26 protein-coding genes are annotated in these 26,644 nt (G+C 69.5%); 21 read left to right on the plus strand and 5 right to left on the minus strand.

Features of this window, described 5'->3' with window-relative positions; genetic code table 11:
• Window positions 1-76 precede the first annotated feature (76 nt).
• The 7 genes from C1N74_RS05060 to C1N74_RS05090 all read left to right on the plus strand — a co-directional run bounded on the left by C1N74_RS05060 (window position 77) and on the right by C1N74_RS05090 (window position 6,854).
• On the plus strand, window positions 77-2,356 hold the full coding sequence (locus tag C1N74_RS05060; RefSeq protein ID WP_071918366.1) for a polyribonucleotide nucleotidyltransferase: 2,280 nt from the start codon (window positions 77-79) through the stop codon (window positions 2,354-2,356).
• A 198-nt stretch (window positions 2,357-2,554) separates the two neighbouring features.
• On the plus strand, window positions 2,555-3,598 hold the full coding sequence (locus C1N74_RS05065; RefSeq protein ID WP_023951801.1) for an aldo/keto reductase: 1,044 nt from the start codon (window positions 2,555-2,557) through the stop codon (window positions 3,596-3,598).
• An 85-nt stretch (window positions 3,599-3,683) separates the two neighbouring features.
• Window positions 3,684-4,283: a histidine phosphatase family protein gene (locus C1N74_RS05070; protein WP_023951798.1), complete on the plus strand. Its 600-nt coding sequence runs from the start codon at window positions 3,684-3,686 to the stop codon at window positions 4,281-4,283.
• Window positions 4,202-4,696 carry a GrpB family protein gene (locus tag C1N74_RS16600; RefSeq protein ID WP_258318009.1) on the plus strand — a complete coding sequence of 165 codons (495 nt, stop codon included), beginning with the start codon at window positions 4,202-4,204 and terminating at the stop codon, window positions 4,694-4,696. Before C1N74_RS05070 ends, C1N74_RS16600 begins: the two co-directional genes overlap by 82 nt.
• A gap of 64 nt (window positions 4,697-4,760) precedes the next feature.
• Window positions 4,761-5,582 carry a TSUP family transporter gene (locus tag C1N74_RS05080; RefSeq protein WP_064956963.1) on the plus strand — a complete coding sequence of 274 codons (822 nt, stop codon included), beginning with the start codon at window positions 4,761-4,763 and terminating at the stop codon, window positions 5,580-5,582.
• 10 nt (window positions 5,583-5,592) lie between these two features.
• Window positions 5,593-6,408 (plus strand): 4-hydroxy-tetrahydrodipicolinate reductase, encoded by an 816-nt coding sequence (gene dapB, locus C1N74_RS05085; protein ID WP_088380898.1) that lies wholly within the window; start codon window positions 5,593-5,595, stop codon window positions 6,406-6,408.
• Window positions 6,405-6,854, plus strand: a complete 450-nt coding sequence (locus C1N74_RS05090; protein ID WP_023951790.1) for a tetratricopeptide repeat protein — start codon at window positions 6,405-6,407, stop codon at window positions 6,852-6,854. The genes dapB and C1N74_RS05090 overlap by 4 nt, the downstream gene beginning before the upstream one ends.
• Before the next feature lies 1 nt (window position 6,855).
• Here C1N74_RS05090 and C1N74_RS05095 read toward each other — a convergent pair whose 3' ends face one another.
• From C1N74_RS05095 to C1N74_RS05105, 3 genes are all read right to left on the minus strand, one after another.
• Complete coding sequence (locus C1N74_RS05095; RefSeq protein ID WP_071918364.1) at window positions 6,856-7,770, minus strand: TIGR01777 family oxidoreductase; 915 nt, start codon at window positions 7,768-7,770, stop codon at window positions 6,856-6,858.
• Entirely contained in the window at window positions 7,763-8,188 is a 426-nt protein-coding gene (locus C1N74_RS05100; RefSeq protein WP_137750108.1) for an OsmC family peroxiredoxin, read from the minus strand. Before C1N74_RS05100 ends, C1N74_RS05095 begins: the two co-directional genes overlap by 8 nt.
• A gap of 121 nt (window positions 8,189-8,309) precedes the next feature.
• On the minus strand, window positions 8,310-8,684 hold the full coding sequence (locus C1N74_RS05105; RefSeq protein ID WP_237049195.1) for a thioredoxin domain-containing protein: 375 nt from the start codon (window positions 8,682-8,684) through the stop codon (window positions 8,310-8,312).
• A gap of 134 nt (window positions 8,685-8,818) precedes the next feature.
• Here C1N74_RS05105 and thyX point away from each other — a divergent pair, with 134 nt between their 5' ends.
• On the plus strand, window positions 8,819-9,571 hold the full coding sequence (gene thyX / locus C1N74_RS05110) for an FAD-dependent thymidylate synthase (protein ID WP_023951782.1): 753 nt from the start codon (window positions 8,819-8,821) through the stop codon (window positions 9,569-9,571).
• Between the two features lie 43 nt (window positions 9,572-9,614).
• Here thyX and C1N74_RS05115 read toward each other — a convergent pair whose 3' ends face one another.
• Entirely contained in the window at window positions 9,615-10,154 is a 540-nt protein-coding gene (locus tag C1N74_RS05115) for an NUDIX hydrolase (RefSeq protein ID WP_137750109.1), read from the minus strand.
• Between the two features lie 288 nt (window positions 10,155-10,442).
• Here C1N74_RS05115 and C1N74_RS05120 point away from each other — a divergent pair, with 288 nt between their 5' ends.
• From C1N74_RS05120 to C1N74_RS05165, 10 genes are all read left to right on the plus strand, one after another.
• The gene (locus C1N74_RS05120; protein ID WP_036304632.1) at window positions 10,443-11,249 is read left to right on the plus strand and encodes a type IV toxin-antitoxin system AbiEi family antitoxin domain-containing protein; all 807 of its coding nucleotides are present in this window, start codon (window positions 10,443-10,445) and stop codon (window positions 11,247-11,249) included.
• A gap of 157 nt (window positions 11,250-11,406) precedes the next feature.
• Complete coding sequence (dapA, locus tag C1N74_RS05125) at window positions 11,407-12,384, plus strand: 4-hydroxy-tetrahydrodipicolinate synthase (protein WP_023951777.1); 978 nt, start codon at window positions 11,407-11,409, stop codon at window positions 12,382-12,384.
• 51 nt (window positions 12,385-12,435) lie between these two features.
• Entirely contained in the window at window positions 12,436-14,112 is a 1,677-nt protein-coding gene (locus C1N74_RS05130; RefSeq protein WP_137750110.1) for a ribonuclease J, read from the plus strand.
• A 48-nt stretch (window positions 14,113-14,160) separates the two neighbouring features.
• Complete coding sequence (locus C1N74_RS05135; RefSeq protein WP_088380887.1) at window positions 14,161-16,881, plus strand: DNA translocase FtsK; 2,721 nt, start codon at window positions 14,161-14,163, stop codon at window positions 16,879-16,881.
• A gap of 17 nt (window positions 16,882-16,898) precedes the next feature.
• A complete protein-coding gene (gene pgsA / locus C1N74_RS05140) occupies window positions 16,899-17,471 on the plus strand; it encodes a CDP-diacylglycerol--glycerol-3-phosphate 3-phosphatidyltransferase (protein ID WP_137750111.1) in 573 nt (190 codons plus the stop codon).
• On the plus strand, window positions 17,468-18,013 hold the full coding sequence (locus C1N74_RS05145; RefSeq protein WP_023951773.1) for a CinA family protein: 546 nt from the start codon (window positions 17,468-17,470) through the stop codon (window positions 18,011-18,013). Before pgsA ends, C1N74_RS05145 begins: the two co-directional genes overlap by 4 nt.
• 157 nt (window positions 18,014-18,170) lie before the next feature.
• The gene (locus tag C1N74_RS05150; RefSeq protein WP_023951772.1) at window positions 18,171-18,491 is read left to right on the plus strand and encodes a helix-turn-helix domain-containing protein; all 321 of its coding nucleotides are present in this window, start codon (window positions 18,171-18,173) and stop codon (window positions 18,489-18,491) included.
• A 15-nt stretch (window positions 18,492-18,506) separates the two neighbouring features.
• A complete protein-coding gene (locus C1N74_RS05155; RefSeq protein ID WP_023951770.1) occupies window positions 18,507-18,731 on the plus strand; it encodes a DUF3046 domain-containing protein in 225 nt (74 codons plus the stop codon).
• Window positions 18,732-19,011: 280 nt separating this feature from the next.
• Entirely contained in the window at window positions 19,012-20,064 is a 1,053-nt protein-coding gene (gene recA / locus C1N74_RS05160; protein ID WP_023951768.1) for a recombinase RecA, read from the plus strand.
• Window positions 20,065-20,303: 239 nt separating this feature from the next.
• Window positions 20,304-20,762 carry a regulatory protein RecX gene (locus C1N74_RS05165; protein ID WP_237049193.1) on the plus strand — a complete coding sequence of 153 codons (459 nt, stop codon included), beginning with the start codon at window positions 20,304-20,306 and terminating at the stop codon, window positions 20,760-20,762.
• Window positions 20,763-20,821: 59 nt separating this feature from the next.
• Here C1N74_RS05165 and C1N74_RS05170 read toward each other — a convergent pair whose 3' ends face one another.
• Window positions 20,822-23,278, minus strand: coding sequence for a LuxR C-terminal-related transcriptional regulator (locus C1N74_RS05170; protein WP_181405581.1), 2,457 nt, complete (start codon window positions 23,276-23,278; stop codon window positions 20,822-20,824).
• A 344-nt stretch (window positions 23,279-23,622) separates the two neighbouring features.
• On the opposite strand from C1N74_RS05170, the gene miaB reads away from it, so the two are divergent.
• Genes miaB through C1N74_RS05185 form a run of 3 tightly spaced genes read left to right on the plus strand, consistent with a single transcriptional unit; the run spans window position 23,623 to window position 26,635 of the window.
• Complete coding sequence (miaB, locus tag C1N74_RS05175) at window positions 23,623-25,173, plus strand: tRNA (N6-isopentenyl adenosine(37)-C2)-methylthiotransferase MiaB (protein ID WP_064956921.1); 1,551 nt, start codon at window positions 23,623-23,625, stop codon at window positions 25,171-25,173.
• Window positions 25,170-26,180: a tRNA (adenosine(37)-N6)-dimethylallyltransferase MiaA gene (miaA, locus tag C1N74_RS05180; protein ID WP_167350509.1), complete on the plus strand. Its 1,011-nt coding sequence runs from the start codon at window positions 25,170-25,172 to the stop codon at window positions 26,178-26,180. Before miaB ends, miaA begins: the two co-directional genes overlap by 4 nt.
• Window positions 26,177-26,635: a GNAT family acetyltransferase gene (locus C1N74_RS05185; protein ID WP_137750114.1), complete on the plus strand. Its 459-nt coding sequence runs from the start codon at window positions 26,177-26,179 to the stop codon at window positions 26,633-26,635. The genes miaA and C1N74_RS05185 overlap by 4 nt, the downstream gene beginning before the upstream one ends.
• Window positions 26,636-26,644 lie beyond the last annotated feature (9 nt).

Below are 26,644 nucleotides of genomic sequence, written 5' to 3' on the forward strand. Positions count from 1 at the left end.
CATATCTGCCCCGCTCCTTCGCACGATCTCGTGCGCGAAACGCGCGTGCGAGTCTAAACAAAGAAGGAGGGACCTCTTGGAAGGTCCAGAAATCACCGCAGCCGAAGCCGTCCTCGATAACGGCCGCTTCGGCACCCGCACCGTCCGGTTCGAGACCGGACGCCTGGCACAGCAGGCGCAGGGCGCCGTTGCCGCCTACCTCGACGAGGAGACGATGCTCCTCTCGGCCACCAGCGCCGGCAAGCACCCGCGCGAAGGCTTCGACTTCTTCCCGCTCACCGTCGACGTCGAAGAGCGTTCGTACGCCGCCGGCAAGATCCCCGGCTCGTTCTTCCGTCGCGAGGGACGCCCCTCGACCGAGGCGATCCTCGTCTGCCGTCTGATCGACCGTCCGCTGCGCCCGTCGTTCGTCGACGGCCTGCGCAACGAGGTCCAGATCGTCATCACGGTCCTCTCGATCGCGCCCGGCGAGTACTACGACGCGCTCGCGATCAACGCGGCGTCCGCTTCGACGCAGATCTCGGGGCTGCCGTTCTCCGGCCCGATCGCCGGTGTCCGCCTGGCACTCGTTCCCGGTCACGGGGAGCACGAGGACCAGTGGGTCGTCTTCCCGAACCAGAAGGTCGTCGAAGAGGCCGTGTTCGACCTCACCGTCGCCGGCCGGGTCCTCCCCGACGGCGAAGTGGCCATCATGATGGTCGAGGCCGAGGCGACCGAGGGCAGCTGGAACCTCATCAAGGGCGGCGCCGTCAAGCCGAGCGAAGAGGTCGTCGCACAGGGCCTCGAGGCCGCGAAGCCCTTCATCAAGCAGCTCGTCGAGGCGCAGGCTTCGATGGCGGCCTCCGCGTCGCGTGAGCCGGGTGTCTACCCCGTCTTCCCGCCGTACGCCCCCGAGGTCTACGACTTCGTCGCCGAGCGTGCCTACGGCGAGCTGACGAGCGTCTACCAGATCGCCGACAAGCAGGAGCGCCAGAACGCCGACGACGCCATCAAGGAGCGCGTCAAGGGCGAGGTCGCCGCTGCCGTCGAGGCCGAGCAGCTCCCGGCATCCGCGCTCGCGGAGTTCTCCGCTGCGTACAAGTCGGTCACCAAGAAGATCGTCCGCGGCCGCATCCTCAGCGAGGGCGTCCGCATCGACGGTCGCGGCCTGGCCGACATCCGTCCGCTCGACGCCGAGGTGCAGGTCATCCCGCGCGTCCACGGCTCGGCGATCTTCCAGCGCGGCGAGACCCAGATCCTGGGTGTCACCACGCTGAACATGCTGAAGATGGAGCAGCAGATCGACTCGCTGTCGCCCACGACGAGCAAGCGCTACCTGCACCACTACAACTTCCCGCCCTACTCGACCGGTGAGACCGGACGCGTCGGCAGCCCGAAGCGTCGCGAGATCGGGCACGGCTTCCTCGCCGAGCGCGCCCTCGTGCCGGTGCTGCCCAGCCGCGAGGAGTTCCCGTACGCGATCCGTCAGGTCTCCGAGGCCCTCGGGTCGAACGGCTCGACCTCGATGGGCTCGGTGTGCGCCTCGACCCTGTCGCTGCTGAACGCCGGTGTGCCCCTGCGCGCCCCGGTCGCGGGCATCGCGATGGGTCTCGTCTCCGACCAGGTCGACGGTGAGACCCGCTACGCGGCGCTGACCGACATCCTGGGCGCCGAGGACGCGCTCGGCGACATGGACTTCAAGGTCGCCGGCACGAGCGAGTTCGTCACGGCCATCCAGCTCGACACGAAGCTCGACGGCATCCCGTCGTCGGTGCTCTCGGCAGCGCTGACCCAGGCCAAGGAGGCTCGTCTGACGATCCTCGGTGTCCTCAACGCCGCGATCGACAGCCCCGACGAGATGGCGCCCACCGCTCCGCGCGTCATCAGCGTCCAGATCCCGGTCGACAAGATCGGCGAGCTGATCGGCCCCAAGGGCAAGACGATCAACTCGATCCAGGACGAGACCGGCGCCGACATCTCGATCGAGGAGGACGGCACCGTCTACATCGGCGCCACCGACGGCCCCTCGGCCGAGGCCGCCCGTGCCCGCGTGAACGCGATCGCCAACCCCACCAACCCGGAGGTCGGCGAGCAGTTCCTCGGAACCGTCGTGAAGATCGCGACGTTCGGCGCGTTCATCTCGCTCCTGCCCGGCAAGGACGGACTGCTGCACGTCAGCGAGGTCCGCAAGCTCGCCGGCGGCAAGCGCGTGGAGAACGTCGAGGATGTCCTCGGTGTCGGCCAGAAGATCCTCGTTCGCATCACGAAGATCGACGACCGCGGCAAGCTCTCCCTCGAGCCCGTTCTCGAAGAGACCGCTGACCAGGACGGCTCGGCCGCAGCGAGCGAGGGCCCGGAGGCTCCCGCCGAAGGCTGATCCGCTGATCGCCCGGATGCCCGTCCCCGTCTCGGGGGCGGGCATCCGTCGTATCCGGGAGACCGTGATGAAACAGTTATGTGGAATTCACGGCCCGTTCGCGGCAATGCGCGCCCACTGCTGCCGGGTGTCCTACTCTCGAAGTGCGCGCCGAGGAGCCGCGCCCCGTGATTCCTCGGTGTCGACCGGAGGTGTGTGATGTCGGGGGACCGGGTGGCTCAGGCGGCACCCGCTGGTGCGCCCGCCGAGACCGCGGTGCCCGCCGCACCCGCCGTGCATCCCTCCAGCCCGATCCCCGTCCACGGCAAGCCCCTCGGGGCCGACATCCGCGTCGATCTCGGCGAGACCGGCCTGCGGATCTTCCCTCTGATCCTCGGCGGCTCCGAGTTCGGCTGGACCATCGATCTCGCGGCGAGCCATGCCGTGCTCGACGCCTACGTGCAGCGTGGCGGAAACGCTCTGCACACCTCGGACGGCTACGCGTCGGGCCGCAGCGAGCACATCATCGGGCGCTGGCTGGCCAGCCGGGGCAACCGCGACGAGATCGTCGTCACGGTGCGGGTCGGGGGCAACCCGGACAACCCCGGCCTCGGGCCGGTCAATCTCGTGCGGTCGGTGGAGGCTTCGCTCGGACGCCTCGGCATCGAGCGCATCGATGTGCTCTACCTGGATGCCGCGACCGACGGCGTCACGGCGCTCGAAGACACGCTCGCGACGGCGGAGTGGCTCGTCGACAGCGGCAAGGTCCGCTCTCTGGGAGCCGCCGGCTACACCGCGATGCAGCTCGTCGAAGCCCGCATCCTGTCGTCCGCGGGCTACCCGCGTTTCGCCGCCCTCGACGTTGCGTACAACCTCTTGCACCGCTCCGATTTCGACGGCGACCTGCGCTTGATCGCCGGAGCGCAGGGGCTCGCCGTCACACCCTCGCAGGCTCTCGAGCACGGTTACCTCACCGGGCGTCATCGCGATCGTGCCGGTCTGTCGTCATCGGTGCGCGGCTCGCAGCTCGCCGCATGGATGAACCGTCGCGGCGCCCGGACGCTGAAGGCGCTCGACCGCATCTCGGAGGAGCTGTCGGTCTCGACGGCGGCGATCGCGGTCTCGTGGCTTCTCGCGCAGCGCGTCGTCACCGCGCCGATCGTCAACGCGAGCCGGCCCGCGCACGTCGACCAGCTGGTGCAGGGTGTCGGCGCCCGGCTCGGCCGCTCGCATCTCGCCGAGATCGCGCGCGCCGTGGAGTGAGCCGATCCGTGATCCCTCGGTCCGGCTGTCGGAGGGGTGACGTAGGGTGGATGGCGCCCTGTTCATCGTTTCGAATCGAGCTTCTGTGACGCAGTATCTCTACCTCGTGCGCCACGGAGAGCATCAGGACGCCGAGCACGGTCTCGAAGACGGTCCGCTGTCTCCCCGTGGGCGCCGTCAAGCCGAGCTGCTGGCCGATCGCATCTCCGGCGTGCCGCTCGACGCGGTGTGGCACTCGCCCCTCGAGCGCGCGCAAGAGACCGCCCGCGCCGTCGCCAAGCGCCTGCCCTCGCTCTCGCCGCAGGCCTCCTCGCTGCTGTTCGACTGTGTCCCGACCGGTATGACGCCCGAAACGCCTGCCGTCTACGAGCCGTTCTTCGGGTCGTACACGGAGGCCGAGACCGAGGCGGGCGCGGCGCAGATGGCGGATGCCGTCGGCGAGTTCCTTGCCCGCAAGCCCGACACCCACGAGCTGCTGATCACGCACAACTTCGTCATCGCCTGGTTCGTCCGAGAGGTGCTGCAGGCGCCCGACTGGCGCTGGCTCACGATCAACCAGGCGCACTGCGGGCTGACTGTGCTCGCGCAGCGTCCCGGCCGCCCTTGGACGATGGTGTCGCACAACGACCTCTCGCACCTCCCGGTCGAGCTGCGCACAGGCCTTCCCGACATCCTGCCCGTCTGAGCCGATGGCCGACGAGTCCGGCAACCCCGCGCAGCATCCTTCCGCTGCCCTCCGAGGACGACCTGAGCGCTCGACTGGTCCCTGCGGGCTTCCGCCGCGCGTGGGGGTCGCGCCCCGACTCGCCGGGCGTCAGCCGCGACATCCCTCGGGGCGCCGATGACATCCCCGCCGACGTCTGGGAGAAGCGGCTCTACGTCGCGTCCGGCGCCGACGTGATCCTGCACGTGCGCCGCTCGGATTCGCCGTGGGCGCGCGAGACCGTGCGATTCCGCGACGCGCTGTGCTCCGACCCCGTGCTCCGCGCTCGCTATCAGGATCTCAAGCGTCGGCTGTCGGCCGCGAACGCGGGCAAGGCCGATTACGACGACTACACCCGAGCGAAGACGGCGTTCTTCAGCGACATGCGCGGCTGAGTCGCGGCGCGAGACCGGCTCCCGCCGATTGGACCTGGCGCTCACCGAACCGGAGAATCGATCGGTGCTCGATGGTCCTCTGCTCGCCGACTGGCTTCCCGTCTCCGTCTCCGCGCTGATCTTCCTCGTCGTGGCGGCCGGGGTGGCTGGATGGGTCGACGCGGTCGTCGGCGGGGGAGGGCTGATTCAGCTTCCCGCGCTCGTGATCGGCGTGCCGAAGGATGTCGCCACGCCGTTCATCCTCGGAACGAACAAGCTGTCGTCCTTCGCGGGCACGCTCTCGGCGAGCTGGGTCTACCTGCGGCGCATCCGGGTGCAGCTCGTGCTGCTCGTGCCGCTCGTGGCCGGAGCTTTCGGCGGATCGGCCGTGGGGGCGGCGCTGTCGCGCTACGTCCCGCGGGAGCTCCTGACTCCGATCGTTCTCGTCGCCGTCGTCGCGGTCGCGATCTACACGCTGCTCAAGCCCAAGATGGGCCTGCATCACGAGCCGCGCCACGAATCCCGGGCGGCGATCGTATGGCGCTCGGCACTCATCGGACTCGTCGTGGGCTTCTACGACGGCATCCTCGGTCCCGGCACCGGTTCGTTCTTCGTCATCCTCCTCGTCGCCGTGCTCGGGTACGGCTTCCTGCAGGCGAGCGTCAACGCGAAGATCGCCAACCTCACCACGAACCTCGCAGCGCTCCTCGTCTACGGGGTGCATGGTGAGATCCTGCTGCTCCTGGCCGTCGTGATGGCCGCGGCGAACATGACCGGCGGGTTCATCGGCGCGCGCATGGCGACGAAGAACGGCAGCGGTTTCGTGCGCATCGTGTTCCTCGTCGTCCTGTCGATCCTGGTCGTCAAGCTCGCCTGGGACACGTTCGTGCAGTTCGCGCCCGCGTAGGCTGGTGGTCATGACCACGCGCGTGGCCCTCGTGGGCGGCACCGGGAAGCTCGGCGGCATCATCCGAGACGTCATCGAGGCATCCGATGGCTTCGAGATCTGCGCGGTCCTGACCAGTCGCAGCAGTCTCGACGAGCTCGACGGCGCCGACCTCGTCGTCGACGCGTCGACCCCCGCCGTGTCCACGGATGTGGTCCGGGCGGCCGTCGAGCGCGGCATCAACGTGCTCGTCGGCACATCGGGGTGGTCCCAGGAGCGCATCGCCCAGGTCCGGCCCGCGGTCGAGGCCGCCGGTGTCGGTGTGGTCTTCATCCCCAACTTCTCGCTCGGGTCCGTCGTCGGCAGCGCTCTCGCCGCGGCAGCGGCTGCGCTCTTCCCGTCGATCGAGATCATCGAGGCCCATCGCGAGACGAAGGTCGACTCGCCCAGTGGCACCGCGGTCCGCACGGCCGAGCTCATCGCCGCGGCCCGCGCCGGGGTCGGCCCGGTGGAGTCGCCGCACGCCGATCAGCGCGCCCGCGGACAGAAGGTCGCGAGCGTCCCGATCCACTCGCTGCGTCGGCCGGGCGTCGTCGCCCGTCAGGAGACCATCCTCTCGGGACCGGGTGAGGCGCTGTCGATCGTGCACGACACGATCGATCCGGCGCGCGCGTACGAGCCCGGTATCCGCATCGCGCTCGACGCAGCGCGGGGGGCCCGGGGGATCACCGTCGGTCTTGACAGCTTCATCGACATCGGCATCCGCCCGCCGTCGGCACCGGCGCCGAAGGGCCCGGCCGACGAGGGCGACGTCCCCGGCCAGGTCGCGCGCGTCACCGGAGCATGAGCACCCGCATCCTGACGCTGATCATGGCGGCGCTGCTCGCGCTGTACATCGTCTTCGTCGCGCAGCGCGCCGTGCTCCTGGTCATGACCGGCGAGCCCGTGGGTGTCGTGATGGGCGTCGCGCTCATCGTGCTGCCGGTCATCGCGGCCTGGGCGCTCTGGCGCGAGTTGGCGTTCGGTGCGGGCGCGTCCCGGCTCGGCCGACGCCTCGAGCAGGAGTCGGCGCTGCCGGAGGAGAGCCTCGACCTGTCGCCGAGCGGCCGGCCCGATCGCGCTGAGGCCGACGCTCTCTTCCCGCGGTACCGCGAGGCCGTCGAGGACGCGCCCGAGGACTGGCGCGCCTGGTTCCGGCTCGGGCTCGCCTACGACGGCGCCGGCGACCGGCGCCGCGCCCGGCAGGCGGTGCGCACGGCGATCTCTCTCGAGCGCGCCGAGCGGCGCGTCTGACTCAGCGGGGCGGGACGACGGCGCGGACGGCGTCCTCGACGCGCTCGTGCGTGAACACGAAGCCCGACTTCTGCAGCACGGCGGGAGCCACGTCGGTGTCGTTGGTCAGCAGCGCCTCGGTGGCGTCGCGCCCGAGCACGAGCCGCAGCCCCCACTCGGGAGCGCGGACCAGATACGGGCGGTTCATCCTCATAGCGAGGGCGAAGCCCAGGTCGTTGGCCGTCGCGCGCGTCGGTCCGGTGAGGTTGACGGGACCGGCGACGTCGGCGTCGATGAGGTGGCGGATGGCGGCGACCTCGTCGACGAGCGAGATCCAGGGCCACACCTGCGTGCCTCGACCGATCGGACCCGACAGACCCGCCCGGGTCAGCAGCATGAGCGGCTTCAGCACGCCTTCGGGATGCACGACCGGCGCCGTACGCAGGAGGACCACGCGCGCCTGCTCACGAGCGGTCAGTGCGGCCGCCTCCCACTCACCGCACAGGTCCGCGAGGAAGGAATCGCCGCGGGGTGCGGTCTCGGTCATCCGGACGCCGGGACGCGTGGGGTAATAGCCGACAGCCGAGGACGACAGGAACGCCGGAGCATCCGATCCGAGGGCGCGGACGGCCCTCGCGAGGGTCTCCGTCGGAAGCAGTCGCGACCACACCAGCTCGTGCTTGTAGGAACGCGTCCACGGGAACCGGCCGATGCTCGCGCCGTTGAGGCCCACCACCGCGCGAGCGCCGTCGAGGACGCCGGGATCGAGCGGACGCTCCCCGGGGAACCACTGGACTTCGTCGGCCGCGATGGGGGAGCGGCGGACGAGGCGCGTGACCTCGATCCCGTCCTCGTGCAGCGCGTCGACGAGGGCGCGTCCGATCAGACCGGACGCGCCCGCGACGACGACGCGGCCCGCGGAGCCCTGATCAGCCAAGCGTGGCCTCGAGGGTGATCTCGATGCCGGCGAGGGCGGCCGAAACGGGGCATCCGCTCTTGGCCTCCTGCGCCAGCCGATCGAAGTCCTCGGCAGACAGTCCCGGGACGACGGCGTTGACATTGAGGTGAGAACCGGTGATGCCCGTGCCCGGGATGAAGGTGACCGATGCCGTGGTCTCGACCGACTCGGGCGGCGTGCCGTTCTCGGCCAGCGCGTGGGAGAGGGCCATCGAGAAGCACGGGGAGTGCGCGGCGGCGATCAGCTCCTCGGGCGTCGTCACCGCGCTCGAGCCTTCGCTGCGCGCCTTCCAGTTGACCTCGAAGGGTCCCTGGTTCGAGCTCTCCAGGGCGATCTGACCGGATCCCTCCGTGAGGCTGCCCTTCCAGCTGGTGGTTGCTTCGCTCGTGACGCTCATGACTCTCCTCTTCACAGGCGGCAGATGACGTGCCGCTTCGAGACGGCGCGGGGTGCGCTTGCGTCGAGCCTAGGTCGGCGGGGGCTTCGCCGGAACGTCTTGACAGTTTCCGCCCGCCAGCTCAGACCGAGGCGGAGTCGGCCCGCAGCCTCAGGATCTCGAGCTGCACGACATCCCGTCGAGGTGCACCGCCGAAACGCGTGCGCACGACGCCTCGCCCGTCGAGGATGAGCGTGGTGGGCGTCTGCGCGATCCGGAAGCGACGCGCGATGTCGGGGCGATCGGTCACGTCGACGTCGAGATGGACGACGTCGTCGCAGTCGCGAGCCATCTCCGCGAGTGTGCGGTGCACGGCCGGGCAGCGATGACAGGTCTCGGTGCTGAACTGCAGGAGCGTGGCGGTCCGGCCCAGCGCGTCGGGATCAGCGCCGAGTCGACGCGGGTCGACGACATCGAAACGGGGGATGGGGTAGGGGCGCGAGGCGCGCCACCGCACGAAGACTCCGATCCCACCTGTTACCGCTAACAGGCAGGCCAGGACGACCGCCACCGCCATGAGTTCCACAACAGCCCACAGTAGACCGTCGCGAGCGGCCGGGAGCACTCGGGCGCCGGGGGTAATCTGAAGCTGTGAGCGACGCCGAGCAGACCCCGACCAGTCCCGAAATCGAGTTCCGCAGCGATGTGACGGTCGAGCTCATCCGCTCGAGCGCCGCCGACTCGGACGTCTTGTTCGCGGCTCGCGTGTCGACGCAGGGGGAGCAGACCCTGGATGCCGCCGCCGCAGGCACCGAGGCATCCGGACGCGACCGTGGCCTCATCAACTACCTCATGCGCGACCGCCACGGCTCGCCCTTCGAGCACAACTCGATGACCTTCTACGTGCAGGCGCCCATCTTCGTGTTCCGCGAGTTCATGCGGCACCGCATGGCCTCGTACAACGAGGAATCGGGCCGCTACCGCGAGCTGCGTCCGGTGTTCTACGTCCCCGGCCGCGAGCGCAACCTCAACCAGGTCGGCAAGCCCGGCGCGTACGAGTTCCTGCCCGGCACCGACGAGCAGTTCGCGGTGGTGGACGAGAGCACGCGACAGGCGTCGATCCAGGCGTACGAGGCCTACCGGCGCATGCTGGACGCCGGCGTCGCTCGCGAGGTCGCACGCATCGTCCTGCCGTTGAACATCTACTCGTCGATGTACGTCACGGTCAACGCCCGTTCGCTCATGAACTTCCTGTCGCTGCGGACCAAGGTCGAGGGAACGCACTTCCCCTCCTTCCCGCAGCGCGAGATCGAGATGTGCGCCGAGAAGATGGAGACCTTCTGGCGTGAGCTCATGCCGCTGACGCACGCCGCGTTCAACGCCAACGGACGCGTCGCTCCCTGACGCGTCGCTCACTGGCCTCGGAGGGCGGCGGCCCGACCTCGACTCAGACGAATCTGCCCAGGCGGATGCCCGCGTAGGCGAGGGCGGCGACCGTCTCGCCGTCGTCGATCCGTCCCTCGGCGACCTGGCGCAGCGCCTCGGCGAACGGGATCCAGACGACACGCTCGATGCCTTCTTCGAGCTGAGACGTCGTGGCATCCTCGGCCGGCGCGAGGCCGCGCGCGAGAAAGACGTGCTCGGGTGCCACGGCGATGCCGTTCAGCGCATTCATCCGGCCGATGGGCTCCCACGCGTCGGCGGTGAGCCCCGTCTCTTCGAGGAGTTCCCGCTTCGCGGCGTCGAGCAGGTCTTCGCCGTCGCTCCCGCCAGCCGGCACCTCGAGCGACAGCCCGGTCGTGTAGCGGTCGACCTCCACGAAGCACACCCGGTCGTGATCGTCGATCGCCACGACGAAGACGGCCGGATGCCGCATCTCGACGACGCCGTAGATGCCGTCGCCCGCCGGCCCGATGACCTCGTCCTCCCGCACCGAAATCCAGCGGTTCTCGTACGTCGTGCGGGTGCTTCGGGTCGTCCAAGCCATGCCGCCACCCTAGAGCGCCCGACCGAGGTGGCCCATGCGGCTCGGGTGGCCCGGGTGGCGATACATCCGTCGGACCGACGGGGCTGGTGTCGCCTGGGCCGGCGTTGGAGGCGCATCGTGCACCGCAAATCCGACGGTTGTATCGGACTCGCGAACGCTCTGGGCTCCTCCCCAGGCCGCTGCGGGTCTGGCTCGTCCCCAGATGGCCGGTGGCCGGGCTGATGAGATCGCATTCTCGGCGAACGTCGGTGCATGAGTGCGCACGAGCTGGCCACGAGGATCCGCGCGATGGGCGGATGCGTACGGTCGCGGTGGTTGACCACGCGAGGGGTCACGCGACTGCAGCTGACGCGAGCCGTGGAGAAGGGCGCGCTCGTCAGGGTTCGTCACGGCGTCTACGCGACGCCCGATGCCGAGCCGGATGTCGTCGTCGCCGCCGCGCACGGCGGCGAGGTGTGCTGTGCGTCCGCGTTGCGACGGCGCGGCGTGTGGGTGCTCGAGCCGGAGGAACGCCTGCACGTTCGCGTCGGTCGGGCCGGCCGCGTGCACCCGCATGACGGATGCCGTTGCGTCACGCATCACGATGGGGAGGCAGCGGCATTCGGTGCCGTCTCGCTCGTCGACGCGCTCGAGCAGGCGGCGTCGTGCCTCGGCGCGGAGGGGTTCTTCGTGGCCTTCGAGTCGGCGTGGCGGCTCGGGCTGCTCACGCGCGCGGACCGCGCCGAGGTGCGCGCGACGCTTCCGGCCCGCTTCCGATACCTGGTGGATCTCGCCCGTCCCGATGCCGACAGCGGGCTGGAGTCCCTCCTGCGGCTGCGCCTCTCGCGGCTCGGCATCACCGTCGAGAGCCAGGTGCTCATCCGGGGTGTGGGGCGGGTCGACTTCCTGGTCGCGGGGTGCCTCATCATCGAGGTGGACGGCCGTGTCAACCACGAGGGTGCGTCGCTGCGTCACAAGGATCTCGTGCGCGACGCGGAAGCGGCGGCGATCGGCTACGAGACCTTGCGCTTCGACTATGCCCTGGTCGTCTTCGACTGGCCCCGCGTCGAGCGAGCCGTCCTCGCCCGTCTGGACGCGATCCGCCGGCGCGGCTGACGGACGTTCGATACATTCGTCGGATCCTCGGGGCTGGTGTTGCCCGGCAGCGTCTCCGCAACGCCACCAGCACCTCCGATCCTGCGAACGTATCGGCGACCGGGAGTCGGTCCGTCGGCCATACGCGATGCAAAGGCGGAACCGATACCCTGAGACCATGACGCACTCGGGCAATCCCTTCGGACAGGTCCTCGTCGCGCTGGTCACTCCCATGACCGCCGACGGTGAAGTCGATTGGCCCGCCGTCGAGAAGCACATCGACGACGTCATCACGGCCGGCGCAGACGGCATCGTCGTGACGGGCACGACGGGGGAGACGAGCACGCTCACCGACCCCGAGAAGCTCCGCCTCGTCGAGGTCGGAAAGTCGGTCTCGGCCGGCCGCGCCAAGATCATCACGGGAGGCGGCTCGAACGAGACCGCGCACGCGATCGAGCTCTACAAGGCCAGCGAGAAGGCCGGCGCCGACGGCATCATGATCGTCACGCCGTACTACAACAAGCCCACGCAGGCCGGCATCCTGACGCACTTCCGCCTCGTCGCCGATGCGACCGATCTGCCCGTCATCCTCTACGACATCCCGGGTCGCACCGGCGTGCCGATCAAGTACGAGACGATCCTGCGCCTCGCGAAGCACCCCAACATCCTGGCCGTCAAGGACGCGAAGGGCGACTTCAGCGAGGTCAGCCGCGTGCTCAATCAGACCGACCTCATGTACTTCTCCGGCGACGACGCCAACGTCCTGCCCCACCTCTCGATCGGCGCGAGCGGCCTCATCGGCGTCACGGCGAACATCACCGCCACGCCGTACCGCACGATCGTCGACGCGGTGAACCGGGGAGACCTCGCGGCCGCGACCGAGGCGCACAAGAGCCTCGAGCCGCTCGTGCGCGCGGTCATGACGCACGTCCCCGGCACCGTGAGCGCGAAGTACATCCTGCACGGCCTGGGACGCATCTCGAGCCCGCGCGTGCGCCTGCCCCTCGTCGGCCCCGAAGAGTGGGAGGCTGCGATCATCGAGGATGAGCTCGCCCTCGTCTCGGGTGTCCCCGGCGCCGACTTCTCCAACTTCCGTCCCGACCGTAATGCCGCCGCCGGCGGTGCGCTGCCCAAGGTGCACGGGACGACCCGCTAGACGAAAACAATGAGGATGCCGCGCACGTCGGCGTCCCGAGGAAGCGTGCCAATGCCCACGAACGTCTTCAGCCCGCCCGCTCTCGAACCCGGAACGCTGCGGGTCTACCCGCTCGGCGGTCTCGGCGAGGTCGGCCGCAACATGACCGTCTTCGAGTACGAGGGCAAGCTCCTCGTGGTCGACTGCGGCGTGCTCTTCCCCGAGGAGCACCAGCCCGGCGTCGACCTGATCCTGCCCGATTTCGAGCCGATCAGGCATCGCCTCGACGACATCGTCGGCGTCGTGCTGACCCACGGCCACGAGGACCACATCGGCGCCGTTCCCTACCTGCTCAAGCTCAAGGGCGACATCCCCCTCATCGGCTCGGGTCTGACGCTCGCCCTCATCGAGGCGAAGCTCAAGGAGCACCGCATCCGCCCCTTCACCCTCACGGTCGCCGAGGGGCAGGAGGAGCAGGTCGGCCCGTTCGACCTCGAGTTCATCGCGGTCAACCATTCGATCCCCGATGCGCTCGCCGTCGCAGTCCGCACCCCCGCGGGACTCGTCCTCGCCACCGGCGACTTCAAGATGGACCAGCTCCCGCTCGACGGCCGCATCACCGACCTGCGCGCTTTCGCCCGGTTGGGAGAAGAGGGGGTCGACCTGTTCCTCGTCGACTCCACCAACGCGGACGTCCCCGGCTTCACGCCGACCGAGCGCGGCATCGGGCCCGTGCTCGACCAGGTCATCAGCAAGTCGCCGCGCCGCGTCATCGTCGCGAGCTTCTCGAGCCACGTCCACCGCGTGCAGCAGGTCGTGGATGCCGCCGCCGCGAACGGTCGCCGCGTCGCCTTCCTCGGCCGCAGCATGGTCCGCAACATGACCATCGCCGAGAACCTCGGGTACCTCAACGTCCCGGACGGCGTGCTCATCGACTACAAGAAGGCCAAGGACCTGCCCGACGACCGCATCGTCTACATGTCCACCGGTTCGCAGGGCGAGCCGATGGCGGTGCTCTCGCGCATGGCCAACCTCGAGCACGCGATCGAGCCGGGGCCGGGTGACACCGTCATCCTCGCGTCGAGCCAGATCCCCGGCAACGAGAACGCGATCTACCGCGTCATCGACGGGCTGACCAAGCTGGGCGCCAACGTCGTGCACAAGGGCAACGCCAAGGTGCACGTTTCGGGTCACGCCGCGGCCGGCGAGCTGCTCTACTGCTACAACATCCTCAAGCCCCGCAACGTGCTGCCGGTGCACGGCGAATACCGCCACCTCATGGCCAACGCCAAGCTCGCGCAGGACACCGGCGTTCCGCAGGAGCGCACGATCCTCGCCGAGAACGGCACCGTCGTCGACCTGAAGGACGGCGTCGCGGAGGTCGTCGGCCAGCTCGACATCGGATTCGTGTACGTCGACGGCTCGACCGTGGGCGAGATCACCGACGCCGATCTGAAGGACCGCCGGATTCTGGGTGAAGAGGGCTTCATCTCGGTCATCGTCGTCGTGGACGGCAAGACGGGACGCGTGGTGAGTGGCCCGGACATCCACGCTCGCGGTGTCGCCGAGGACGATGCGGTGTTCGAGAGCGTCAAACCGAAGATCGCGGCGGCACTCGCGGAGGCCGTGCAGTCGGGAACGCGCGACAACCACGCGCTGTCGCAGGTCGTCCGCCGCACGATCGGCCGCTGGGTCAACCAGTCGCTGCGTCGGCGTCCCATGATCGTGCCCGTCGTCATCGAGGCCTGACCCGCGTCGTTCCGCGGTAATGGGGGAACCCCCGCGTACCGTGGAGGAATGGCCAGGAGCACGAACGCGCCCTCCGGACGCCGCGCACCGGCGAAGACCTCGACCTCGCGCGCCCGGAAGAGCGAACCGACACCCAAGCGGTACGTGGACGAGTCCGAGCGGCCGCCGGTCATCGCGCGTGCATGGATGGGCCTCGCCCACGCGACGGGCGGGATGTTCCGCGCGTTCGGTCCCGAGACGCTCGAGAAGGACCAGCGCCGCGACGGGCTGCCGTTCCTGCTCGTGCTCCTCGCGATCGCCGGCGCCGCGGTCGAGTGGTTCCTCATCGGGACCGAGGCCGGAACGCTCGTCAGCGCGTACACGGTGGGCTTCCTCATCGGTCGTGAGGCGTTCATCATGCCGGTGCTTCTTCTCTTCCTCGCGGGGTGGCTGTTCCGGCATCCCGCTTCGGTGAACGACAACGGGCGCATCGGCATCGGATTCGGGCTGTTCATCCTCTCCGTTGCGGGCTTCTGCCACGTCTTCGGTGCGCGTCCCGAGCCGAAGGCCGGCGCGCTTCAGCTGAGCGCGTCAGGCGGTCTGTTCGGATGGGCCGTCGGTGAGCCGCTCACCATCCTGACGGCATACGGCGCCGCTGCCGTCCTGGGGCTCGTGACGGTTCTCAGCATCCTCATCCTCACCAAGACGCCGCCGAACCGTATCGGCAGTCGCCTCGGAGACCTGTACGCCTGGATGTTCGGGGCCGAGCGTCCCGTCGCCGACCCCGACGGCGAAGCCCCCACGGTTGCGTTCTCGCCCAAGAAGGGCAAGAAGGCGGCGCCGGCTGCGGACGAGGATGCCGACGACGACGACGCGCTGCCCTGGTGGCGTCGCAACAAGAGCGGGCGCGAGGAGGATCCCGACGACAGCAGCGCATCGCAGGATCTCACCGAGCTCCTCGGACCATCGGTAGCCGGTTCCGTCGCCGGCGGGTTCGAGCAGGCTGTGGCCACCCCGCCCCCGCTTCCCGATGCGCCGACCGAGATCATCGACCCCGGCGTCATCGAGCGGGCCGCCACCGCGGCGCGTTCGGGGCGCCCGGCCGACACTGCCGTGCGCGACGACCACGACACCGGTGAGATCGACGAGCTGCCCGGGCTCACCGGCCTCGGCGGCGACTTCCACGGCCAGCCCCCGGCGACGCCGTACCGCTTGCCCGCCGTCGCGGCGCTCGGCGCAGGCACACCCGCCAAGACGCGGTCTGAGGCGAACGACGCCATCGTGCGTGCCATCACCGGCGTCTTCGAGCAGTTCTCGATCGACGCCAAGGTCACCGGGTTCTCACGTGGGCCGACAGTCACGCAGTACGAGATCGAGGTCGGGCCCGGCACCAAGGTCGAGAAGATCACGGCGCTGACGAACAACATCGCATACGCCGTCGCCTCGAACGAGGTGCGCATCCTCGCGCCCATCCCCGGGAAGAGCGCGATCGGCGTCGAGATCCCCAACACCGACCGCGAGATCGTCACGCTCGGCGACGTGCTGCGCTCCAACGCGGCGACCTCGTCGACGCACCCGATGACGATCGGGGTCGGCAAGGACGTCGGTGGCGGATTCGTCGTGGCCAACCTCGCCAAGATGCCCCACCTGCTGGTGGCAGGGTCGACGGGGTCGGGTAAGTCGAGCTTCGTGAACTCGATGATCACGAGCCTGCTGATGCGGGCGAAGCCCAGCGACGTCCGGATGGTCCTCATCGACCCGAAGCGCGTCGAGCTCACGAGCTACGCCGGCGTTCCCCACCTGATCACCCCCATCATCACGAACCCCAAGAAGGCTGCCGAGGCGCTGCAGTGGGTCGTGAAGGAGATGGACATGCGGTACGACGACCTCGCGTCGTTCGGGTTCCGTCACATCGACGACTTCAACAAGGCGGTCGTCGCGGGTGAGATCCAGCTGCCGGCCGGCAGCGAGCGCGTACTGAAGCCGTACCCCTACCTCCTGGTCGTCGTCGACGAGCTCGCCGACCTGATGATGGTCGCTCCGCGCGACGTCGAGGACTCGATCGTCCGCATCACCCAGCTCGCGCGAGCGAGCGGCATCCACTTGGTGCTCGCGACCCAGCGGCCGTCGGTCGACGTCGTGACCGGGCTCATCAAGGCCAATGTGCCGTCGCGACTGGCATTCGCCGTCACGAGCGTCACGGACTCGCGAGTCATCCTCGACCAGCCGGGCGCCGACCGTCTGATCGGTCAGGGCGACGCCCTGTTCCTGCCGATGGGGACGTCGAAGGCCATCCGCGTTCAGGGGGCCTGGGTCGCCGAGTCCGAGATCGAGAAGGTCGTCGCCCACGTCAAGGGCCAGGCGCAGCCGGAGTACCGCTCCGACGTGGCCGCCGTCGCCGAGAAGAAGGAGATCGACGCCGACATCGGCGACGACCTCGAGCTTCTGCTCGCCGCCGCCGAGCAGATCGTGTCGACGCAGTTCGGCTCGACCTCGATGCTGCAGCGCAAGCTGCGCGTCGGGTTCGCCAAGGCCGGGCGCCTCATGGACCTCCTCGAGTCGCGCGAGATCGTCGGCCCCTCGGAAGGGTCGAAGGCGCGCGATGTCCTCGTCACTCCCGACCAGCTTCCGGCCGTCCTCGCGCGTCTGCGGGGAGAAGACCCGCCCGCGCCGGCTGCGGCTTCGGCCGCTGCGCCCGTCGACCCGGTCGAAGCGCAGTTCGAGGGGCTCGAGGTCGTCGACGGTGACGACGCCTCCGAGGACGCCTGGGGTCTCACCGGGCGCGACTGACGGATAGGCTCGGCTCCGTGGCGATCCCCAGGCAACTGCCCAACGCGATCACGATCGTGCGCATTCTGTGCGCGCCCGTCTTCCTGTGGCTGCTTCTCGTCGACGGCGGATCCGACGGGGCCCTGCGGTGGTGGGCCGGTGTGCTCTTCATCGTCGCGATCGCGACGGACGGCATCGACGGGTACCTCGCACGCAAGTACCGCATCGTCACCGACCTCGGGAAGCTGCTCGACCCGATCGCTGACAAGGTCCTCACGGGCCTTGCGTTCATCGGATTGTCGCTGCTCGGAGAGCTGCCCTGGGTCGTCACGATCGTCGTGCTCGTGCGTGAGCTCGGGGTCACCGTGCACCGGCTCATCGTGGCAGGCGATCATGTCGTGGCCGCCGCGTGGATGGGCAAGCTGAAGACGGTCGCGCAGGCCGTCGCTCTCGCGCTCGCCCTCCTTCCGCTGTGGACGGTCTTCGGCGACGGCATCCACATCGTCAACACGATCGCGATGTGGATCGCGGTACTGCTGACCGTCGCGAGCGGGATCGACTACGTCATCACGGCCGTCCGCGGTGCTCGGCGAAGCGGAGCGGCATCGTGACGGCACGCGAGCACGTGCACGACCTGCCCGACGAACTGGAGTCGACCCTCGTCTCGACCGGCCGGCGCACGGATGCGGAGCGGCTCATCGACCGACTGGGCGAACTCGGCTGGACGCTCGCCGTCGCCGAGTCGCTGACGGGCGGGCTCGTCGTCGCGGAGCTCGTGGCCGTCTCGGGGGCATCGGCTGTGCTGCGCGGGGGAGTGGTCGCTTATGCGACGGAGCTGAAGCAACGGCTGCTGCATGTCGACGGCGCGCTTCTGGAAGCTCACGGTGCGGTCCACCCTCGGGTCGCGCGCCAGATGGCCGAGGGGGCTCGGGTGGCGCTCGGCCCCCGGGATGCGGCGGCGGATGTCGGCATCGCGACCACCGGCATCGCGGGCCCGGGGTCTCCGGACGGACAGCCTGTCGGGACGGTGCACATCGCTGTCGCCACCGCGCTGGGCGTGCGCATCGAGAGCCTGCAGCTCGAGGGCGATCGGGCCCAGATCCGCGCGGAGGCCACGGCTCGTGCGATCCGATTGGCGCTCGACGCGTTGTGACGGAATACGCACGGCACGGCCGTCGTTCTTGTCATCGTGAGCAGCGCGTGTCAACTCTCATGCGACCCACAGCGGGAGCGGGCTAGGGTGACGTGCTGATGAGATACCGTTGTCCACCCGGGACGAGCGAGCACCACGACGAAGGAGGGGGTCCGAGATGATCTTGGTTCGACAGGAGATCGGCGACGTTCTGCGTGACCTCCGCCTGCAGAAGGGTCGTACGCTGCGACAGGTCGCCAGCCGTGCGAGTGTCGCACTGGGGTACCTGAGCGAAGTGGAGCGCGGCCAGAAAGAGGCCTCGAGCGAGATCCTCGCTTCCGTCGCCGAAGCGCTCGACGTTCCGATCTCGAGCATCATGCGCGAAGTCGGCGACCGCATCTCCGTCCTCGAAGGACTCCCGGTTCTGTCGGATGTCGTTCCCGACGACATCGCGGGACTCGACGGCGATCTCGTCGCCCCCGAGCTCTCGCTGCACTGACCAGCGCTCCCTCCCATGCGTCGCAGTGAGTTCGATCGCGCCGTCGCGGCGGAGTTCGGCGGTCGCGGTCCGGCGCTGATCGACGACCTCGCTCTGGGACCGCTCGGCGATCGCACCGCGCGCCAGGCTCTCGATGCGGGCGAGTCACCGCGTGCCGTCTGGTTGGCGTTGTGCGTCGAGGCAGACGTGCCGGAGTCCCGGCGTTACGGCGTCGGTCGATTGGATCCGCGAGAGCGCTGACTCCCCGTCGCGGGCATCTCGGTCCTCGTGTGTTCGACGTCGGTCGTGATCTTTCGGCGTGTCGTCGAATATCTGTTCGAAACGAGCGTAGTGTCCTGCACAGGTGGTTCCTCCCGTCGAGGTTCCCCGGATACGGGCCGGTCGTCGACCGATGTCGGAGGCCCTCCGTACCGTGGACAGCGTCGAGAGACACACACCATGCCTTGTCGCAGCATCCCGGCGCCCTGCCGGGAGCGCGACAGCCTACAGGCGTCGGAAACGCGAGCATAAGGAGCACGCCATGCCATCACCCGCTGACCGCGAGAAGGCCCTCGAATCGGCCCTCGCCCAGATCGACCGTCAGTTCGGAAAGGGCTCGGTCATGCGCCTCGGCTCCGACGAGCGCGCACCCGTCGAGGTTGTGCCCACCGGATCGATCGCCCTCGACGTGGCCCTCGGCATCGGGGGGCTCCCGCGCGGCCGGATCATCGAGATCTACGGTCCGGAGTCGTCCGGTAAGACGACGCTGACCCTGCACGCCATCGCCAACGCGCAGCGCGCGGGCGGTATCGCCGCGTTCATCGACGCCGAGCACGCGCTCGACCCCTCCTACGCGCAGAAGCTGGGCGTCGACATCGACGCGCTGCTGGTCTCCCAGCCCGACACGGGTGAGCAGGCGCTCGAGATCGCCGACATGCTGATCCGGTCCGGCGCGATCGACCTTGTGGTCATCGACTCCGTCGCGGCGCTCGTTCCCGAGGCCGAGATCAAGGGCGAGATGGGCGACTCCCACGTCGGCCTGCAGGCGCGCCTCATGTCGCAGGCCCTCCGCAAGCTCACGGGTGGCCTGAACCAGACCAAGACGACGGCCATCTTCATCAACCAGCTGCGCGAGAAGATCGGCGTCTTCTTCGGCTCGCCCGAGACGACGGCCGGTGGTAAGGCGCTGAAGTTCTACGCTTCCGTCCGCCTCGACATCCGCCGTATCGAGACGCTCAAGGACGGTACCGAGGCCGTCGGCAACCGCACGCGCGTCAAGGTCGTGAAGAACAAGATGGCGCCGCCGTTCAAGCAGGCCGAGTTCGACATCCTCTATGGGGTCGGTATCTCCCGTGAAGGCAGCCTGATCGACTTCGGCGTCGAACACGGCATCGTCAAGAAGTCGGGTGCCTGGTACACGTACGACGGCGAGCAGCTCGGTCAGGGCAAGGAGAACGCGCGCAACTTCCTGATCAAGAACGTCGACATCGCCGCAGACATCGAGAACAAGATCAAGCAGAAGCTCGGCATCGGTCAGCCCGCCGCGACCGCGACGCCCGAGGCCGACGAGCTCGCGGCGCGCCGCCCGGCGTGAGCAGGACGGATCACGGCGGGGGCGAGGCCGAGCGCCTCGCCCCCGTCATCCCGCTCTTCGGGCAAGCGGATGCCGCTCGGTCAGAGGTTCGCCCGCGTAGCGCGGCGGCCCCGGAGAGCGGCCAGAGCTGGCACACCACCTGGACCACCGAGCCGCGAACAGTCGCCTCCGATCCGTCGCCCGCAACTCGATCGGCTCCTCGCGAGCCGGCAGCGGTGAGGCCCGCTGAAGAATCCGACGTGCGCGCACGTGCCGAGCGCGCACTGCTCAAACGCCTGCGGGGCAGGTCACTGTCCGTGCGCGAAGCTCGCGACGTCTTGCGCGAGGCGGATCTCGCCGACGCTGAGGCGGAGGCGGTCATCGCCGCTTTCCTCGACAACGGCTATCTCGATGACAGTCGGCTGGCGGAGCAGCTGCTCGATGGGGCGCTCGGGCGCAAGGCGCAGGGCGCCACCGCGATCGCGCAGACTCTGTCCCGCCGCGGCCTCGACCGCGAGGTCATCGACATCGCCATGGCGTCGCTACCCGACGACGAGGCCGAGCGCGCGCTCGATTTCGCTCGGCAGCGCGCCCGCGGCATGTCGGATCTCGACCACGATGTCGCCCTGCGGCGCCTGCACGGGCAGCTGGCCCGGCGTGGTTTTCGGGGTTCGGTGGCACTCGACGCCGCCCGTCAGGCGCTGTCAGAGCTGACCTGAGGGCGACACGAAGCTGGGTCCGGCTCGGCGGGAAGCGCGAGGATCGTGGTTTCGGCGGTTCACCCCCACGTTCGGCGGAAGTTCTGGTGGTCCCGGTCGTCCGCAGCGATGAGGGCCGCGAGATCTTGGCGACTTCGAGCCCCGATCTTGGAGCGCGCTTGATAGATGTGGGACTCGACCGTCCGCACCGACAGGAAGAGGGCGTTCGCGATCTGCCGGTTCGAGAGGCCCCGGTGCACGAGCTCGGCGATCTCGAGCTCGCGCGGGGTGAGTGTGCTCTGTGATTCCGCGGAATCGGGAGATCCGTGCGTGGCCAGGTCGGGGAGGAGCTGCGGCGGGCAGAGGTCGAGTCGCAGGTGAAGGAGCGCCGCCGGGACTGTCATCTCGTTGCTCCGAGCGGCTTGCTCGGCGCTCGCCAGAATCATCCGTGCAGCATCGGACGGAATGTCGCTGACGAGCGCACGCAGATCGTGCAGCGCCGCGCCGGCGTCCGGATGCCCGACCACGACGAGACGGTGCAGCGTCCGGGTCTGAAGCATGACGGCATCGGTGCGGCCGCTGATGACCCACGCTTGGGCAGCCGACCGTCGAGCGTCATCCCATCGTCCCTCGGCGAGCTCGATCGTGGCGCGCGTCGCGTGCTCCATGTGCGCGAACAACGGGCTCGGGGTTTCGAGCGGTGCCAACGCGTCCATGAGGTGTCGCGCCTCGCTGACGTGCCCGTACAGGGCGAGTCCGAGCGCGGTCTCGAGGACGATGAGGCCCTGCCCCTCGCCCCCGTTGATCGGGCTGCGTCGGAGAGCCGCGAGAAGCTCGATGCGTGCCTCCAGCACGTGCCCCCGCCGGAGGAGCGTGAGCACGGAGGCGACGCCTGCCAGCGCGAGACTCGTGTCACCGGTGTGCACTGCGAGGCGACGCTCGGCGTCCAGCTGCACGAGCACGTCGGTGTCGTCGACCCCGGCCGTCGTTCGCGCGGCGAGGTCCCGGCAGCGAGCAGCGAGCAGTTCTGCGGCCGAGCCGCGGCGTCCGCCGCTGCGCAGCAGCCACTCGACCGACCGCAGCTGACGTCGCATGTCCTGTTCGCGGCCCAGGTACGCTGACACACTCGCGGCCAGCAGCTCCATGTCGATCCGGTCGGCGTGGTCGAGATCCGGGTGCTCCCGGACGGACCGGAGAACGCCGTCGGCTCGTTCGATCTCCATCCTGCTGATGGCGTCGCGTGCATCGGCGAGCGCGCTGTCGACGGTGAACTCTGCCGCCACGACGGCGTCGGTCTGCGGGCGGGGGGAGCTGTCGAATTGCAGTGCGAGCGTCACCGCGGCGGTGAGCGTCCTCCGTTGGCCATGGGAGGGGAGCGCGTGCAGGTTGAGGTGACTGGTGCGCTTCGCCCCGAGCACGAGGTGAGCAAGATCCTCTTCGAGCGCGAGGACCGGCGTGGAGGCGTGCTCGCCCGCCCAGGCGGCGTATGCTGCGGCCGACCCGGCATCACCCTCGTCGTTGGCGAGGCGTGCGGCATCGGCGAGTACGCGGACGATCAGATCGGCGGACACGTCGGCGAGGCGAGCGGCACTGCCCGACTCGCGTATCCATCGCTCGGCGATCAGCCTCGCCAGCGGTCCATTCCACCATTGACCGCCATCCTCGATCATGCGGTCGGTCGCTTCGCGGACGATTGCCTCGGCTCGGCTCGCACCGGTCGCGCGCGCGGCCGCGCGCGCGACCGCGCGATTGGCGGTCAGGCGGTGTGCGAGGCTGCGGTCATCCTGCACGATGCCTGCGCTTCGCAGATGATGGAGGACGGTTGTCGGGACGAATCTCGCCGCGTCGCCGAAGGTGATGCCCGGCGCGTGGCCGACCAGGACGAGTGCTTGGAGGGCGGCGTCATCGACGTCGCGGATGTGTGCGCTCAGAGCTGCGGCGAGTTTGCTGCTGGGCGGGGCGTCGTCGATCGCGCGTATCGGATCTTCGCCGCGGGAGACGGCGTCGACAGCGTGATCGGCGAGGGCTCGAAGCAATAGGCGAGAACCGTCGGCCTGCCAGATGATCGCTGCGCGGGTCACACCGTCGAAAGTCTGGTTCGACGTGAACTCGGCGAACAGGCGCGATCCCTCCTCCGGGGTGAAACCGCCGAGGTCCAGCCGTTCGGCCGTCCCATCGAGCCACAGATCGGCAAGAAGGTGACCCGCCGTGTCGAGCTCGCGAGAGGGGATCCGCGGCTCGGAGAGCGCCACGAGCATCGCCGCCTGCCCGCGATGGACCGCACGCGCGACGGCCTCGGCGGACGCGGAATCGAGATGCTGTGCGTCGTCGACCATGAGCACGACCCTGCGCTCGAGCGTGCCCTGCCGCAGCTCGGATGCCCGGGGGTCGGATGAGGCGTTCACGACCCCGTACTCGACGTCTGCGAGTGCGGTTGCTCCTCGGAGGATCACCGGCGACACCGACCGGGCGGCGAGCGCCTCGGCGACGTGTTGCATCAGGAAGGTCTTGCCCGACCCGAGAGGACCGACCAGCACGGTCGATGCGCCTCGGATCAACGCGTCCGTCAAGGCGCGCGCATCTCTGCCTGCCCCGATGAGGACGTCGCGCTGCGCTGTGGAGGAGGCCGTTCTGCCCGTCTTTCCCGACGTCGGCCATCCGAATCGATCGTCCATCATGGTCCCGTGATGCTCCCCCCGGTTTCACGCTGTCCCTGCTCAACCTAGCCAGCCCGTGAGAGCGGTGCCAATGAGCAATCGCGGAGCGGCTACTGAGCTGGTTCTGAGTTCGCTTCCGCGGTGTGCAGATGGCCCGGGGGCGGACAAGCGCGCACAGGTGAATCGGCGGGACTCCGGACAGCCGATCGTAGAATGAGGGAATCATGTCGACTCCCTCGAGCGCACCCACTCTCATCGCGCCGTCGCTCGCGGCGCGCACCGCCGACGGCCGCGCGCGCACGTACGAGGTGCGCACCTTCGGCTGCCAGATGAACGTCCACGACTCCGAGCGCCTGTCGGGTTCGCTCGAGAGCGCCGGATACCTCCCGGCTGATCCCGGTACCGAGGCCGACGTCATCGTCATCAACACCTGCGCGGTGCGCGACAACGCAGCCGGCAAGCTGTACGGCACCCTCGGGCACCTGAAGTCGCGCAAGGACAAGCGCGACGGTATGCAGATCGCCGTCGGAGGCTGCCTCGCGCAGATGGATCAGGCCGCGGTGCAGCAGAAGGCGCCCTGGGTCGATGTCGTGTTCGGGACCCACAACATGGGGGCTCTTCCGGGCCTGCTCGAGCGCGCGCGGCACAACGGCGAGGCCGAGCTCGAGATCCTCGAATCGCTCGAGACCTTCCCCTCGACTCTCCCGACGAAACGCGACTCGGTCTACAGCGGCTGGGTGTCCATCTCGGTCGGGTGCAACAACACGTGCACGTTCTGCATCGTGCCGCACCTGCGCGGCAAGGAGAAGGACCGTCGTCCCGGCGACATCCTGAACGAGATCCGTCTGCTGGTCGACGACGGGGCGATCGAGGTCACCCTCCTCGGCCAGAACGTGAACAGCTACGGCGTCGAGTTCGGCGACCGCCAGGCGTTCGGCAAGCTCCTGCGCGCGGCGGGGGAGATCCCCGGCCTCGAGCGCATCCGCTTCACGAGCCCGCATCCGGCGGCGTTTACCGACGACGTCATCGACGCGATGGCCGAGACCCCGGCGGTCATGCCGCAACTGCACATGCCGCTGCAGTCGGGCTCCGACAGCATCCTGAAAGCGATGCGCCGGTCGTACCGCAGCTCGAAGTTCCTCGGCATCCTCGATCGTGTGCGCGAGCGCATTCCGCACGCGGCGATCTCGACCGACATCATCGTCGGGTTCCCCGGCGAGACCGACGCCGACTTCGAAGACACCCTGCGGGTTGTCGAGCAGTCCCGCTTCGCGAGCGCGTTCACCTTCCAGTACTCCATCCGAGAAGGCACACCCGCCGCGACCATGCCTGACCAGGTGCCGAAGGCGGTCGTGCAGGAGCGCTACGAACGCCTCGTCGCACTGCAGGACCGGATCGCCCTCGAGGAGAATCAGAAGCAGCTCGGTCGTGAGGTCCAGGTGCTGGTCTCGTCGGCTGAAGGCAAGAAGGGCGCCGAGACGCACCGACTCACCGGCCGCGCGGAGGACAACCGCCTGGTGCACTTCGAGGTGCCCGACGGCTCCGAGACGCCGCGGCCGGGGGATGTCGTGACGGTGACCGTCACGCATGCCGCGCCGTTCCATCTGCTCGCCGACAGCACCGACGGCTCACCGCTGCGTGTCCGCCGCACCCGGGCCGGTGACGCGTGGGACCGTTCGCTGGCCGAGTCGTGCGGTGTGCCGGCTCCGGCCACGTCGGATGGCGGCCCGCGCTCCGTCTCGCTGGGTCTGCCGTCCCTGCGCGTCGGCGTGTGACCGCAGCTCCGGGCCGGGCCCCCGGCCACCGCGACGGCGAGGATGCCGGGCCGCCGATCCTGTGGGCGATCCTCGGTGCGACCGGCACCGGCAAGACCGGTCTCTCCCTCGATCTCGCCGAAGAGCTCGCCGCCCGCGGACGCCGCGCCGAGATCGTCAACGTCGATGCGATGCAGCTGTATCGCGGCATGGACATCGGCACGGCGAAGATCCCCGAGGCGGATCGCCGCGGCATCCCGCACCATCTGTTCGATGCGCTCGCCGTCGCGGAGGAGGCCGCGGTCGCGTGGTACCAGGAGCTCGCGCGACGCACGATCGATGCGATCCACGGCCGGGGCGCGGACGCGATCCTCGTCGGTGGCTCCGGCCTGTACGCATCGAGCGTGCTGTTCGACTTCCGTTTCCCTCCGCGCGACGAACGGCTGCGCGCGAGCCTTGAGGACGAACTCGAACGCCTCGGCGCGGGGCCGCTGTTCGCGCGCCTGCGTGCCGCCGACCCGGCCGCGGCCGATCGCATCGATCCGCGGAACGGCCGCAGGGTCGTGCGCGCGCTCGAGGTGCTGGCTCAGGGCGGACGTACCCACGGCGGAGCGCTGCCCGAGGCACCGGTGTTCTGGTCGCCCCGGACCCGGATCATCGGCACCGCGGTGCCGCGCGAGGAGCTGGTCCCGTTGCTCGACGCGCGTGTCGAGGGCATGTGGGCCGCCGGGCTGCTCGACGAGGTCGAGGCGCTGCGGCGGCAGGGCCTCGAGCGCGGAGTGACGGCGGGGCGCGCCATCGGCTACGCGCAGGCCCTCGCGCAGCTGCGCGGGGACCTGAGCGAGGAAGAGGCCATCGCGCAGACGCAGGCCCTCACGCGGCGCTACGCGCGCCGGCAGGTCTCTTGGTTCAAGCGCTACGACGAGGTGCGGTGGGTCGACGCCCGCGAGGTCGACGCGGCGTCCGTCGTCGACGGGGCGGCCGCGCCGGGTGACGGAGCGCCCCGGTCGACAGGGGAGGAACGATGAGCATCACCGTGCGCGCATTCGCGCTCGCCGACGAGGACTCGGTCGTCCAGCTGTGGCACGCGGCCGGTCTCACGCGACCGTGGAACGACCCGCGCGCCGACATCAGGCGCAAGCTGACGGTTCAGCCCGAGCTGTTCCTCGTAGCGGTCGATCAGCCTGACGACGGGACGACCGAAGCCGTCGTCGGCAGCGTGATGGCCGGGTACGACGGTCACCGCGGCTGGCTCTACTACCTGGCCTCGGCCCCCTCGCACCGCGGACTCGGCGTCGGGCGCATGCTCGTCGCGGAGGCCGAGCGCCTGCTGGAGGCCATGGGGTGCCCGAAGGTGCAGCTCATGGTGCGGCCCGAGAACGAGGCCGTGCGCGGCTTCTACGACGAGCTCGGGTACGAGCCGTTCACCGTGTGGTCGGCGGGCAAGCGCCTCGTCGTCGATGGCCCGGGCGGCCCCGCCTAAGCTGGGCTC

Source organism: Microbacterium sp. SGAir0570, from assembly GCF_005491085.2.
Lineage (GTDB): Bacteria > Actinomycetota > Actinomycetes > Actinomycetales > Microbacteriaceae > Microbacterium > Microbacterium arborescens.

Coding starts and splice junctions, on each gene's coding strand:
- C1N74_RS05065 (WP_023951801.1), top strand. CDS start 2,555: ATGTCGGGGGACCGGGTGGCTCAGGCGGCACCCGCTGGTGCGCCCGCC.
- dapB (WP_088380898.1), top strand. CDS start 5,593: ATGACCACGCGCGTGGCCCTCGTGGGCGGCACCGGGAAGCTCGGCGGC.
- C1N74_RS05090 (WP_023951790.1), top strand. CDS start 6,405: ATGAGCACCCGCATCCTGACGCTGATCATGGCGGCGCTGCTCGCGCTG.
- C1N74_RS05100 (WP_137750108.1), bottom strand. CDS start 8,188: ATGAGCGTCACGAGCGAAGCAACCACCAGCTGGAAGGGCAGCCTCACG.
- C1N74_RS05115 (WP_137750109.1), bottom strand. CDS start 10,154: ATGGCTTGGACGACCCGAAGCACCCGCACGACGTACGAGAACCGCTGG.
- C1N74_RS05120 (WP_036304632.1), top strand. CDS start 10,443: ATGGGCGGATGCGTACGGTCGCGGTGGTTGACCACGCGAGGGGTCACG.
- dapA (WP_023951777.1), top strand. CDS start 11,407: ATGACGCACTCGGGCAATCCCTTCGGACAGGTCCTCGTCGCGCTGGTC.
- C1N74_RS05130 (WP_137750110.1), top strand. CDS start 12,436: ATGCCCACGAACGTCTTCAGCCCGCCCGCTCTCGAACCCGGAACGCTG.
- C1N74_RS05135 (WP_088380887.1), top strand. CDS start 14,161: ATGGCCAGGAGCACGAACGCGCCCTCCGGACGCCGCGCACCGGCGAAG.
- C1N74_RS05150 (WP_023951772.1), top strand. CDS start 18,171: ATGATCTTGGTTCGACAGGAGATCGGCGACGTTCTGCGTGACCTCCGC.
- C1N74_RS05155 (WP_023951770.1), top strand. CDS start 18,507: ATGCGTCGCAGTGAGTTCGATCGCGCCGTCGCGGCGGAGTTCGGCGGT.
- recA (WP_023951768.1), top strand. CDS start 19,012: ATGCCATCACCCGCTGACCGCGAGAAGGCCCTCGAATCGGCCCTCGCC.
- miaB (WP_064956921.1), top strand. CDS start 23,623: ATGTCGACTCCCTCGAGCGCACCCACTCTCATCGCGCCGTCGCTCGCG.
- C1N74_RS05185 (WP_137750114.1), top strand. CDS start 26,177: ATGAGCATCACCGTGCGCGCATTCGCGCTCGCCGACGAGGACTCGGTC.